A 13,663-nucleotide genomic window follows, 5' to 3' on the forward strand; every position below is an offset into this window, starting at 1 on the left:
TGGAACGGAAATCACCTTCATTTGACTTAGTAGTGTTCACAAAGAGTCCCTTGACCATTTAGTTTTTCAACACTATGTAGAGGGTCACTGAATTGAGTGACCCTCTTTTTTACTTAACATATGGCTTTTAAAATAGTAAAAACAGCTTCTCTTGGTACAACAACAGGGATTGTAAGCTTGTCTTTTAGGGTATTTTTCATGGCAGTTGAGTAGCCCATGCAATCTAAGATAAGTAATTCAGCTCCATGTAATTGCAATTCATTAGCCTTTAATAATAGATCCTGTTCATTAAAGCGATAGGGGGAGCTGGCAGCGAAGGTCACATTAAATTGAGCCTTCTGCCATTTTTCTGCTACAGTCATTTGCTGCTCAGGCTCAGGCCCTATTAAACCAAGCGTTAAATCAGCATTCATGCCTTTGACTAAATAGGTCATCATACGATCAGGTAGCAATAGATTTTTACCACTTAAGGAGTTTGTGAAATCGCCTGTGCACATGAGTAATATCCAAGTAAAATCCTGAAGCTCATAAATCCGTTTTTGGATAAAAGGCATCAGCTTCTTTTTACTAAGTTTTACCTGTTCCCCTGTAGCAAGTAGAGTAACTAGAACATCTGAATCCTCTCTAGCAGGGGCAAGTGCTGCTATTTCTGAGGAAGTCAGCAAATCGAGGACACCAAATTCCGTTACATGTAAACCTGCATCTTTTAATTGTTGAATATCAGTAGCCATATCCTTGCGAGGTGCTTGACCAATTGTTACTATTGCGATTTTTGACTTCGCCAATTTTCTTCACTCCGCTTCGTAATATTTTTTACCATTTACAAAGGTCTGTAGTACTTTTGCTTCTGTTTCAAAAATTGGATGAGACCATACTACAAAATCTGCATCTTTTCCAACTTCTAAAGAGCCAATTCGATGATCGAGCTGGACAAGCTTAGCTGCATGAATGGTGATACTTTTTAATGCTGTTTCTTCATCCAATCCATAGCGAATAGCTTCAGAGGCACAATACTTCAAATATTGAATTGGTACAAATGGATGATCAGTCATAATAGCAAATGGAATAGTATGTTCTTTAAAAATTTTTGCGATTGCTGGTGTTGAATTGCGAGTTTCATATTTTGATGGTGTAAGCATATAGGGTCCTACGGTTGCATTAAATCCACTAGCTTTTACAGCTTCAACAATCATATGTCCCTCTGTACAATGCTCTAGATGTAGCTGAACATTAAATTCCTTTGCAATACGAATCGCTGTCATAATATCATCTGCTCGATGACAGTGAAGGCGTAGTGGCATTTCTCCTCGTAGCACCTCGATAAAAGGTCGCAGCTCTAAATTATGCTTTACATGCTCCGATTTTTCTTCTTCACTTAAGCGAGTGGCACGTTGAAAACCATCACGTAACAATTGAGCAATGGCCATACGCGTCATAGGCTTACGCTTATATTGATTGCCAAATACGTTTTTAGGATTTTCACCTAATGCCCCCTTTAATCCACTGCGCTCAACAAGAACCCTTGAAGCAAGTGTTGGTCCCGCGGTTTTTAAAATACTCCAAATACCGCCGATGACATTGGCACTTCCTGGACCTGTTTGAACAGTCGTGACACCACCTTCTAGAGCATGCTGAAACGAGAAGTGTCGAATATCCACACTATCTAAAGCATGCATAAGGGGAGTGAAGGGTTCACTATATTCATTGGCATCGTTAATATCCTCCGTAACCTCTGCCCATGTACCAACATGTGCATGAATATCGATTAAACCTGGTGTAACAAATGCTCCCTGTAAATCAATTTTTTCAGCATTGTCAGGGATTTCTTTGGCTAGTCCTGTATATACAATGCGACCATCATCTATCCATAGCTGTTCAAAAGTATCATTCTGTTCATTAACGGCTAAAAATTTTGCATTATGGAAAATGATCATATTGTTATACCCTCTTCCCATGAGTATTCTTTTTTCCCTTTAATAAAAGTAGCAACCACTTTTGCATCTAAATCTAATGGGTGCTTATTCCAAACAACAAAGTCAGCTAGTAGTCCAACTTTAATGGAACCAGTTAGATGCTCTATTCCAAGTAAGGTTGCTGCACCTGTCGTTAATGCATAGAGAGCATCCTGACGAGGCAATTTCTCTCGAACTGCTAAACATGCTTCTAATGCTAGATGAGTTGCGCTACTTACGGGGTGGTCTGTACAAAAGACAAATGGAATTTCACGAGAAGCCAATTGTGAGTATAACTTTGGTGAAAGTGCCATCATTTCATTATGCTCAATGTAACGGAAGGTAGGACCTGCGATCACCGTATTAAAGGATGCTCCCTCTAGCAGTGGAATTTCAGTACCGTGAATTATATGAAATTCAAAAGAGAACTCTTGTTGAAGGCGGGCAATCAATTCAATATCGACAGCTTTATGTGCTCGAACTAAAATTTTGCGAATCAGAGGCTCTTGTTCTTGAATTTGTTGGAGTGTTTCTCTCATAATTTTGGCAATTCCCATGCGTGTAAGTGGTTTTTTCTGCGCAGCAAAAAATGTACTTTTGGCATTTTGACCAATTGAGAAGGAATAGCCGAAATCTTTTTTAATCACCATTTCATCAACAGTTGAAGGTGTATGGTGTATGATAGCCGTTTTTGCACCAACCAAGCTTTTAGGAGAGGGGACAATATGAGAGGCAGTTATCCCATGTGAAAGGGCATTTTTAAACGCTGTATCAAAGGGATAGATGCCATCAATAACTGAATATTGTAGATGTGATTCAAACTCAAAGCTATCATCGCCCTCCCAGCGTATGCCAATTTCGGCTAATCCGATTTGTGAGCAACTATCGATAAAACCTGGTGTAATGTAATAACCAAGAAGATCAATTTCCGTTTCAGCCGTACTTAATTGTGTGAAATATTGTCCATGTACTTCAAAATTATTTTTTTCAAAACTACGAGTCTCAGAATTGAAAACAAGACCATTCGTATAACGAGTCATCGTCTGCGCTCCCTTTCTTATGAATAGAAAAGCGGAGACTGATCATCTCCACTTTTCATGTTAAATTATTTTGAAATTGAAACGTTTGTACCATTAGGATGTACGATTTGCACAGAGTTATCTGCTGAAACCTCAAAGCCTTTTACCTTTTTATTCACACCAGCTACCGTTTGTGTAGCCTCTAATTCAATACGAGGAACATCAGCTAAAATTAGTTTCAAAGCTTCTTGATATAATTTTGCACGTTCTTCTTGGACAACCGTTTCCGATACTGCACGTTCTAATAATTTATCAACCTCTGGATTGCTATAGCCTTTACCATTACCTAAAGCACCAATTTGATTTGTGTGGAACAATTGGTATAGGAAGAAGTATGGATCTGGATACCACGTCCAGCCACCAATATTCATGGATGCTTTCCCTTTAGCAACTGTATCACTGTAAGTTCCCCATTCAAGAACCTTAATATCTACATCAATGTTTAAGTTTTTCTTTAATTGGCTTTGGAAAATAGTTGCGTAAGGAACACGTGCCTCAGAAACAAAAATCTCTGTTTTAAAGCCATCTGGATATCCAGCTTCAGCTAATAATTTTTTAGCTTCCTCAGGATTGTACTTTGGTACTAAGTCAATCAAACCTTTATCATAGCCCCATGAACCTGGAGGTAGAGGTAAATAAGAAACGTCGCCACCACCCCATTGGTTAACACCAGTGATAATTTCTTCTACATTTGTAGCCTTGTAGATAGCTTCACGTACTCGCTTATCTGCCGTTGGACCTACCTTGTTATTAAGGTCAAGATAGACAATAGATAAGCCAGGATTTGTTAAAAGCTCAAAATTGCTGTCTTGGTTAATAATTTCACGATTTTGACCTTTTACATCCATTGCGATATCAATATCACCTGAACGTAATGCATTTGACATCATGTTTTGATCAGAAATAAATTTCATTGTTAAATTATCAAGATTAGGTTTTTCACCCCAGTAACCTTCATTACGTACTAGCTTTACTTCTTGGTCTTTTTTCCATTCAGTTAATTGGAATGGACCTGTTCCGATGAAATGCTCAGAGAAATTGTCTCCCCAGCCCTCAACCTCTTCTTTTGGAATAATGATATTACCTGCGTCTGTTAACATTGCAAGTAAAGCAGCATTTGGAGATGCTAAATGAATTTCAACCTCATTCTCAGAAATTACCTTTACCTCTGTTACGCCGCTTAGTCGATTCATTGCAGATTCTTTTGCAGATCGCTCTAAAGAATATTTTACGTCCTCTGCAGTCATATCACGACCGTCTTGATATTTCCCTTTTTGGAACTTTACTCCCTCACGTAACTTGAATGTATAAACTAACATATCGTCTGATACATTCCATTCCGTAGCTAAGGAAGGAATGATATCTGATAAATCTTTGTTATAAACAACTAAAGTGTCACCCATTTGACGCATTACCTGTGATTCGTAAACCCCAGTGTATTTAATGGGATCAAAAGTTTTTGAATTTGCTGAAAGACCGATATTTAATGTTCCACCTGATGTAGCTTCGCCTTCTTTTTCTTCTGATGTACTCTTCTTATCAGAGTTACCACCACAGGCTGCTAAAATCCCAATCATTAAAGTTAAAAACAGTAGTAGTACAGATTTTTTGACGTTTATTTTCTTCATACATGCTAGCCTCCTTGTATTTTGTTTCACAATATGAACCGTTGATTCAAAAAATGGTAGGGTTCGAAATAAAAGTAGCACATTTGTAAATAGAAAGTAAATAAAAAATTATAAAAATTCAGAAAAAAATATATTTACAAATAATTATCACTAGGTGTAGTATTGAGTTATTCACAATATGAACCACTGATTCTAATAATGAAAAGGAGGTCTTGGAAAATGGGGTCATTTATTTTAAAAAGGTTAATAAACCTTATCCCGACACTGCTAGTAGTTGGAATCATCGTATTTATTATTACGAGAATGATTCCAGGTGATCCGGCATCTGTTATGTTAGGTCCTCAAGCAAGTGTGGAAGATGTAGAGAATTTAAGGGAAGAGTTAGGGTTAAATAAATCGATTCCATCACAATTTATTTCCTATGTAGCGGACCTAGCGCAACTTAATCTGGGTTATTCATATTCTTATAGTGAATCTGTCATTGGGCTCATTATAGAAAGATTTCCGAATACAGTGATATTAGCTCTGGCAGCGTTACTAATTGCAGTAGTTATTGGGATTCCCGCTGGAATATTAGCAGCAAGAAAACAAAATACAATGATAGATTATGTTGTAATGCTTATATCCTTAGTGGGTGTCTCTATGCCAATCTTTTGGCTAGGGATCATGCTAGTGTTATTCTTTAGCGTCAATCTCGGCTGGCTACCTGCTACGGGGATGGGAAATTTAGATGATGGACTTTGGGCATATATAAAACATTTAATTTTACCAGCATTTGCTTTAGCTACTATACCGATGGCGACATTTGCTCGTATTACACGATCGAGTATGCTGGAGGTTATTTCACAGGACTATATTAAAACTGCACGTTCAAAAGGCATTAAAGAATATTTAGTTATCGGAAAACATGCGTTTAAAAATGCATTAACACCCATTTTAACTGTACTAGGCATGCAAATTTCTAATTTACTTGGCGGTGCTGTATTAACTGAAACGATTTTTAGTTGGCCAGGTATGGGGCGACTTATTGTAGATGCTATTGATAAGCGTGACTTTGTCGTTGTACAGGGAACAGTCATTTTTATTGCCTTCATCTTTGTCCTTATTAACTTAATCGTGGATGTTTTATATAAAGTAGTAAATCCAAAAGTAAATCTTGAATCGGATGGGGGGAAAAAGTAACGATGGCACAAGCAATTGTAAATAACAACAAAAAGCAAAATACATTATTACGAAAATTGTTAAAAAATAAATTAGCAACAATTGGCTTAATAATTGTAGCACTGATGACGATTGTAGCCATTTTTGCTCCGTTAATCGCAACCCATCCACCAAATGAAATGACTGTTGGTAAATCATTTTTACCGATGAATACAGATGGGCATTTACTTGGTACAGATAACTATGGTCGAGATTTGTTTAGTCGTTTAGTGTATGGTACACGCATTTCAATGATTGTTGGTATTGCTGCTGTACTCTTTGGGGCAGTATTCGGCACTTTACTTGGATTAGTTGCAGGGTATTTTGGCGGCCGTTTAGACTCTATCATTATGCGTACAATGGATGGTCTGTTTGCTTTTCCATTCATTTTATTAGCTATTACATTAATGACAGTGCTAGGTCAAGGATTAGTAAATGTTATCGTAGCCATTGGTATTGCCAATATACCAGGGTTTGCAAGATTGGTGCGCGGTCAAGTGTTAAGTGTAAAAGAGGAGGAGTTTATCGAAGTAACTCATTCTTTAGGTGCTACACATGCACGTATTATTTTTAGTCATATTTTACCGAACTGTCTTGCACCATTAATTGTCTACGGCACAATGAGTACGGCTGGGGCAATCATATCTGAGGCAGCTCTTAGCTTTTTGGGATTAGGTATACAACCGCCTACTGCTTCGTGGGGCAGTATTCTGAAGGATGGTAAAGATTTTCTAGTGTTGAATCCTCAAATGGCAACATTTTCTGGGATATGTATTTTACTGACAGTGCTTGGCATTAATCTATTAGGCGATGGATTACGTGACGCACTAGATCCAAAAATGAAAGTTTGATAGGGAAGGGGGTGGCATCATGACTGAATGTTTACTAGATGTTGAAAATTTAACAGTTGAATTTAAAAGTGGCGGCTCTACGATGAAAGCTGTAAACGGCGTAAATTTACAATTGAATAAAAAAGAAACACTTGGAATTGTAGGAGAATCAGGTTCGGGTAAAAGTGTTACTGCTACAGCATTAATGCGTTTAATTCCTTCTCCGCCAGGAAAAATTACAAATGGGAAAATTCATTTTAATGGACGCGAATTACTAGGAATATCAGAAAAGGAAATGCGCAATGTGCGAGGCAATGAAATGTCGATGATTTTCCAGGATCCCATTACAAGCTTAAACCCAGTTCTTACAGTGGGCAATCAGATTATCGAGGTTATTCGTGCCCATGAAAGCTTATCAAAAAAAGAAGCCAATGAAAAAGCTGTTGATATGTTAAAAATGGTAGGGATTCCAGAGCCTGAAAAACGCCTAAAAATGTATCCTCATGAATTTTCAGGTGGTATGAGACAACGGGTTATGATTGCCATTGCACTAGCATGCAATCCTAAGCTGCTAATTGCAGATGAGCCAACAACGGCACTAGATGTAACCGTGCAGGCACAGATTCTCGATTTGATGAAAAAGCTACAGCAGGAGCATGATACAGCTATTATTATGATTACGCATGATTTAGGTGTTGTATGGGAACTTTGTGACAAGGTAAATGTGATGTATGCAGGACGTACAGTAGAATCCACTACAACAAGGCAACTATATGAGCAATCGCTGCACCCCTATACATGGGGATTACTAGAATCACAAATTACGATGGGCACACAGGAGCAAAACAGGCTACCAGCGATTCCAGGAAGTCCTCCTGATTTAACGATGCCCCACAGTGGCTGTCATTTTTCTTCTCGTTGTCCAATGGCAACAGATATCTGCCATAGTAAAGCACCAGAATTAGTAGAAGTACGAGAAAACCATTTTGTGGCTTGCCATCTGCAATCGAAAGAGCAAATTGTAGAACGTAAGGAGGGAATTTTTAATGCAGCAGAATAGAGAGCTAGTACTGAAAGTAAGCAATTTGAAAAAGCATTTCCCTATTAAAAGTTCTATTCCTTTTAAAAAGACAACTCAATTTGTAAAAGCGGTGGATGGTGTAAGCTTTGAATTATATAAAGGTGAGACATTAGGCATTGTTGGAGAATCTGGCTGTGGTAAATCAACGGTCGCACGACTTATTAATCAATTAATTACCCCAACAGAAGGAATAGTAGAGTTTAATGGAACAAATTTAGCAAATTTAAATACAAAGGATATTCGTTCTGCTCGTAAATCCATACAAATGGTATTTCAGAATCCATATGCTTCATTGGATCCTAGAAAAACAATTGAATATTTAATTGCTGAGCCACTTGCCATTCACCGTATTGGAGATGATGCCTCACGCAAAAAACGTGTGATTGATTTGCTAGAAACAGTTGGTTTAAGTGCTTATCATGCTAAGCGACATCCACATGAATTTTCAGGTGGACAAAGGCAGCGCATTAATATTGCTCGTGCACTTGCATTAAATCCAGATATTGTCGTTTGTGATGAGCCAGTTTCAGCATTGGATGTATCTGTACAAGCACAGGTTATTAATTTATTGAAAGATTTACAGAAGGAATTTGGGCTAACCTATATTTTCATTTCACATGATTTAAATGTTGTTAATTATATGTGTGATCGGATTGCCGTTATGTACTTAGGGAAAATAGTAGAAATTGGCACATATGAAGAGATATATGGAAATCCTCAACATCCATATACACAGGCTTTATTATCAGCTATTCCAAAGGATAATCCCTTTGATAACAAGGAGCGCATTATTTTATCTGGAGACGTTCCAAGTCCAGTTAATCCACCGAGCGGCTGTGCATTTCATAAACGTTGCCGATTTGCGACAGAAAAATGTTCACAAATTCAGCCTACTCTAGATACAGTTACTGCAACACATCAGGTCTCTTGTCATTTATATAATGCCAATTAGTAAGAGATAGCAAAGATTAAATTAGCTTGGTTATAACTAAGTAAATACAACATGAAAAAAAGCCTCATTAGACATTCTTTTATTAGCAGCTTGGGTAAACGTCTATCTAACGATTTCACGAAGCTCTATCAAATGTTGTGAGGTAATAAAAAGGAGCGCAAGAATATGTCATTGAAACATGTTATTGAATTATACGAATTAATGGATAGTATCTATGTAAATGGGGAGGTTGTTAAAGGTTACTTACACAATATTGACCCTTCTGCAGATGTTACTGTAAAAACGATTAAGGGTGACAATGGCTCCACTGATTTTGTAAGAGTTTTGGTCAAGGGGAAAAACGGTAAATCATCAGGTGGAAACGCCCCAACTTTAGGTATTATTGGACGTTTAGGTGGAATTGGAGCACGCCCAGAAATGACAGGCTTCGTTTCTGATGGTGATGGTGCACTAGCCTGTATGGCAAGTGCAGCGAAAACAATTGATATGGCATTAAAGGGCGACCAGCTAGAGGGGGACGTTATTTTTACAACACATATTTGTCCAACAGCCCCAACGTTACCACACGAGCCAGTACCGTTTATGAACTCGCCAGTAGATATTAGTGTTATGAATGAAAATGAAGTTGATGAAACGATGGATGCTATATTATCGATTGATACAACAAAAGGTAATCAAATATGTAACCATAAGGGGTTTGCCATCACACCAACCGTTAAAGAAGGCTATATTTTAAAGGTTAGTGATGACTTACTACATGTGTATACTCAATCTGCAGGAATTTCTCCTGTTGTCATGCCAATTACTACGCAAGATATTACACCATATGGAAATGGTTTATTCCATATTAATAGTATTTTACAACCAGCTGTTGCCACGACAAGCCCGGTTGTAGGCGTTGCCATTACAACAGAATCTGTGGTGGCGGGCTGTGCAACAGGTGCCACACATGTAACAGATGTAGAAAATGTTGTTCGATTTGTCTTAGAAGTAGCTAAGGTTTATGGTGCTAAAAAATGCTCATTCTTTGATGAAAAGCAATTTGCACTTATCGAAATTTTATATGGAAGCATGAATCATTTACAAACAAAAGGAAATGAGGAACCTGCTCATGAACAATGATTTACACGCACTCAAGTTACAACTAATTGAAGAAGTTGAAAACAATAAAGATGAGTTGATTGAATTATGTTCAAAACTAATTCAAATTCCGAGCGTTAATCCACCTGGAGATACAACGGAAATAACAACTTTTATAGAAGATTATTTAAATAACATAAATATTCCATATGAAAAATATGAATCTGCGGATAAAATGTTTAATTTAGTAGCTTCTATTGGAAATGCAGAAGGTAAAGAACTAGTCTATTGCGGTCATACAGATGTTGTTCCTGTTGGCGATCTAGCTAAGTGGGATTTTGATCCATTTTCAGGAGAAGTAAAGGACGGATGGATGCTTGGTCGTGGAGCAAGTGATATGAAAGCCGGATTGGCAGGAATTATTTTTGCAACTAAAATGCTGAAGAAATTGAATATTGAACTACCAGGAAAACTGACTTTAGCAATCGTACCTGATGAAGAAACAGGTGGGGAATACGGAGTCCCATGGCTATTAGAAAGGAATCTAGTAAAGGGTGATGGCTGTTTAATTGCGGAGCCTTCATCACCATTAAATCCTACGATTGGTCAAAAAGGTTCATACTGGTTTGAATTAGAGGTTCGTGGGGAACCTGGTCATGGAAGCCTGTCACCATTAGCAGGAAGAAATGCCATTGTAGATGCGATTGCAGCAATAAATGAAATCCGTACATTATGGGATTTAGAGATTACTATTCCAGAGGAAGTACAGTCCCTAATTGAAGTATCTAAGAAATACATGCGAGAAGTGGAAAAAGATCGTTTGAAATATCAAGAAGTATTAGAGAAAATTACTGTAAATATTGGTACAATTGAGGGAGGTACGAAGTCCAACGTTATTCCAGATTATTGTAAAGTACAAATAGATTGCCGCTTACCATTTGGCATTACACAAGAAGAAGTCACTGCTATATTGGAAAGTAAATTAGATGCATTGAATATTGACTATTCAATAAAACGTTTTGGATTTAAAAGTGTGGCTAACTATACATCAGCTGAAAACCATGTATGCCAAGCAATCGTAGATAATATCTCGTTTGTTACTGGGAAAGAGGCGTATGGTGTGATGCAATGGGCAAGTAGTGATGCTCGTCATTTCAGACAATATAATATTCCAGTGCTGCAATATGGTCCGGCTTACTTGCCAAGCATTCATGGCTATAATGAAAAAGTGCGTGTAGAGGATATCGTACGTTGTGCAAAAGTGTATATTACGGCTGTCATAGATTTTTTACATCAAAAGTAAGAGGGAGCAACCTCTCTTACTTTTGAAAATATGAAGCTTTAATCGGTGGGGGATGACGTGCAGGACAAATCATTTCTAGCCTAAATTTCATCCTCCACTGATTAAAGTTAAATCGATCTTGTACAAACGGTTGCCATACATATCTCGATAATTCCCCCTTATTGAAGTAACCGTATAGGTAATCTTTTGTACAAGATAAAGTGAAGTTCTAATCAGTGAGGGTTTTCCTCAACCCTACAGATTAAACTTTACGAATCAGGCTTTTCGGGCAGTTAATTCCTCACCTAACTTTCTAGGGCTGCCCGTTAATGCCAGATAAATAGATCAAAAGGATGAGAGAGATGCTAAAAACCTTAAATTTATCTATTGCCGTGTTAAAGATGTTTACGAAGGAAAAGCCTATATGGGGTGGACGTGAGCTAGCAATGGCAATGAATATGAATCATACAAATTTATATCGTATTCTTGAAACATTTGAGAATAACGGATTTATTACGAAAGATCCTATTACTAAGAAATATTCACTGGGCATTGCCATATGGGAAATTGGAATGAATATGTATGATTCTTTAAACATTGATCAACTTTGCATGCCTATTCTTGAAAAATTAAAGGATTCAACAGGTGAAACTGCTATTTTTACAGTTTTAAATGGGCTAGAGGCGTTAACACTGCTGAAGGCAGAGCCTGTCAATAAGGTGAAATTTACAGTATCTAGAGGAAGTAGAACACCACTTTATGTAGGGGCCTCCTACCGTTCAATGCTTGCTTTCCTCAATGATGAGCAAGTTTCGAAAGTTATTGATGTGCCATTAATCTCCTACACAAACAATACTATGACAGATGCTAGTGAAATTCGAGATGAGCTCGTAAAAATACGAGAATGCGGCTATGCTGTCAGTAAAGGTGAATATACTGCAGATGTACTGGCGCTTGCAATGCCTGTATTTAATAGTGAAGAAGAGGTGGTAGGTTCAGTCACTGTATCAGGCCCTACTTACCGTTTTACAGAGCAACGTATTTCAGAAGTTTTGGAACCGCTAACACAAGCGAGACAAGATGTTGAAAATATTATACGTAGGTATCATTTGAATTTTAATTAAGGAGAAAAAATACATGCAACATTTACAGGAGATTGCACTGAATATCTTAAAAAATAATTTAAATGTTCAATCCTCAGAAACACTGATGATTTTAACGGATATTCACAAACAAGAGATCGCTGAAATTTTCCATCAGGCAGGTTTAACCATAACGGAAAACACAATGTTAGTTGTGATGCCATTATTGAAGAAATCTGGGCAGGAACCAGTGAACGCTATATCATCACTGATGTCTCATGTAGATGTTACTTTATGCATTACCTCCCATTCTCTCACGCATACAATGGCTCGTAAAAAGGCGTGTGAAAATGGTGGACGAGTTGCCACAATGCCAGGTGTTACATTCGCAATGCTTGAGCAAGGAGCACTTCATGCTGATGCAAATGAAATAGAAATACTTGTAGAAAGCTATGTCAATCTACTCAACACTGCAAAAGATGTTCAAATTGTAAAAGATGGATATAAGCTGACGTTTAGCGTAGAAAATCGTTCAGGTATTCGTTCAACAGGTATTGTACGTAATTCTGGAGAATATGGTAATATTCCTTCAGGTGAATCCTACATTGCTCCGATTGAAACTTCGGCAAATGGTGAAATTTTAGTCGATGGCTCTATTGCCAATATTGGTGTGTTGAAAGAACCATTATTGCTAAAGCTTCGTAATGGTCGCCTAGAGGATGCGATTGGCTCAGATGGCCCAAAATTACTTGAATTATTAGGGGATGGCAACGGTCGTATAATTGCGGAGTTTGGAATTGGTGCAAACAAAAGTGCTATATTATGCGGGAATGTCCTTGAGGATGAAAAGGTATTTGGCACCATTCATATTGCATTTGGCAGTAATGTCCCATTTGGTGGAGCAAATGCGGCAGACGTCCATATTGATTGTGTCGTCAAAAATCCAACCGTCTATTTCGATGGTAAACAAGTTATTTAGTAATGATACTGTTGTTTTCAACCAGGTCAAAGGCGTATTCAAATTAAATTCGAATACGCTTTTTTTATGAAATATCAAATATTCCTATTAACCTTCTACTATTAAATAATAAAATTTAATTTCTCCATTATCTTTCACCATGAACACATCATTTCGTTCTTTCACTGTAAAAATTTCAGTGCCCACAGATAATTTGTTAGCTGTTCCATTTTTAAATTCTGCTGCATTCGAAGAGTTAGTTTCAATTATTCCAATCTTAGAATTTTCAGTTAACTGAAGATCATTAATCCAATCAATATCTGTTTTATAAATGACATCATCCCATTGAAATATATCCGCATTACGATCTAATGACAATACTTCCTGTGCATCAGGATTTTTACTTACAGAAACGTTAATTTCTTTATGATTATCAGCACAGCCAATTAATACGAATAAGGAAAAAATAAATAGATAAATGAATTTTATTTTTTTCACTAATGTCTCCCTCCTTATTTATTTGACATTTATCATCCCAA

At 37.4% G+C, this 13,663-nt stretch carries 13 protein-coding genes; 8 read left to right on the forward strand and 5 right to left on the reverse strand.

Annotated elements, in window-relative coordinates:
• Positions 1-113: 113 nt before the first annotated feature.
• The 4 genes from AC3WOM_RS13035 to AC3WOM_RS13050 all read right to left on the reverse strand — a co-directional run bounded on the left by AC3WOM_RS13035 (position 114) and on the right by AC3WOM_RS13050 (position 4,659).
• Complete coding sequence (locus AC3WOM_RS13035; RefSeq protein ID WP_427547902.1) at positions 114-785, reverse strand: AroM family protein; 672 nt, start codon at positions 783-785, stop codon at positions 114-116.
• Between the two features lie 6 nt (positions 786-791).
• On the reverse strand, positions 792-1,934 hold the full coding sequence (locus AC3WOM_RS13040) for an amidohydrolase (protein ID WP_427547904.1): 1,143 nt from the start codon (positions 1,932-1,934) through the stop codon (positions 792-794).
• Positions 1,931-2,992, reverse strand: a complete 1,062-nt coding sequence (locus AC3WOM_RS13045) for an amidohydrolase family protein (protein ID WP_492447201.1) — start codon at positions 2,990-2,992, stop codon at positions 1,931-1,933. The genes AC3WOM_RS13040 and AC3WOM_RS13045 overlap by 4 nt, the downstream gene beginning before the upstream one ends.
• A 65-nt stretch (positions 2,993-3,057) precedes the next feature.
• Positions 3,058-4,659, reverse strand: coding sequence for an ABC transporter substrate-binding protein (locus AC3WOM_RS13050; RefSeq protein WP_492447202.1), 1,602 nt, complete (start codon positions 4,657-4,659; stop codon positions 3,058-3,060).
• A gap of 219 nt (positions 4,660-4,878) precedes the next feature.
• On the opposite strand from AC3WOM_RS13050, the gene AC3WOM_RS13055 reads away from it, so the two are divergent.
• The 8 genes from AC3WOM_RS13055 to AC3WOM_RS13090 all read left to right on the forward strand — a co-directional run bounded on the left by AC3WOM_RS13055 (position 4,879) and on the right by AC3WOM_RS13090 (position 13,145).
• On the forward strand, positions 4,879-5,841 hold the full coding sequence (locus tag AC3WOM_RS13055) for an ABC transporter permease (protein WP_427547909.1): 963 nt from the start codon (positions 4,879-4,881) through the stop codon (positions 5,839-5,841).
• Between the two features lie 2 nt (positions 5,842-5,843).
• Positions 5,844-6,710 carry an ABC transporter permease gene (locus AC3WOM_RS13060; protein ID WP_427547911.1) on the forward strand — a complete coding sequence of 289 codons (867 nt, stop codon included), beginning with the start codon at positions 5,844-5,846 and terminating at the stop codon, positions 6,708-6,710.
• Between the two features lie 19 nt (positions 6,711-6,729).
• A complete protein-coding gene (locus AC3WOM_RS13065) occupies positions 6,730-7,749 on the forward strand; it encodes an ABC transporter ATP-binding protein (protein ID WP_427547913.1) in 1,020 nt (339 codons plus the stop codon).
• Positions 7,736-8,722 (forward strand): ABC transporter ATP-binding protein, encoded by a 987-nt coding sequence (locus tag AC3WOM_RS13070; RefSeq protein WP_427547915.1) that lies wholly within the window; start codon positions 7,736-7,738, stop codon positions 8,720-8,722. The genes AC3WOM_RS13065 and AC3WOM_RS13070 overlap by 14 nt, the downstream gene beginning before the upstream one ends.
• Before the next feature lie 165 nt (positions 8,723-8,887).
• Positions 8,888-9,844 carry a DUF1177 domain-containing protein gene (locus AC3WOM_RS13075; RefSeq protein ID WP_427547916.1) on the forward strand — a complete coding sequence of 319 codons (957 nt, stop codon included), beginning with the start codon at positions 8,888-8,890 and terminating at the stop codon, positions 9,842-9,844.
• Positions 9,834-11,105, forward strand: coding sequence for a M20 family metallopeptidase (locus AC3WOM_RS13080; RefSeq protein ID WP_492447203.1), 1,272 nt, complete (start codon positions 9,834-9,836; stop codon positions 11,103-11,105). The genes AC3WOM_RS13075 and AC3WOM_RS13080 overlap by 11 nt, the downstream gene beginning before the upstream one ends.
• A 341-nt stretch (positions 11,106-11,446) precedes the next feature.
• Entirely contained in the window at positions 11,447-12,208 is a 762-nt protein-coding gene (locus AC3WOM_RS13085) for an IclR family transcriptional regulator (RefSeq protein ID WP_492447204.1), read from the forward strand.
• Positions 12,209-12,221: 13 nt separating this feature from the next.
• Positions 12,222-13,145 (forward strand): aminopeptidase, encoded by a 924-nt coding sequence (locus tag AC3WOM_RS13090; protein ID WP_492447205.1) that lies wholly within the window; start codon positions 12,222-12,224, stop codon positions 13,143-13,145.
• 87 nt (positions 13,146-13,232) lie between these two features.
• Here AC3WOM_RS13090 and AC3WOM_RS13095 read toward each other — a convergent pair whose 3' ends face one another.
• A complete protein-coding gene (locus tag AC3WOM_RS13095; RefSeq protein ID WP_492447206.1) occupies positions 13,233-13,622 on the reverse strand; it encodes a hypothetical protein in 390 nt (129 codons plus the stop codon).
• Positions 13,623-13,663 lie beyond the last annotated feature (41 nt).

Source organism: Lysinibacillus sp. FW301-JW8 (assembly GCF_058788755.1).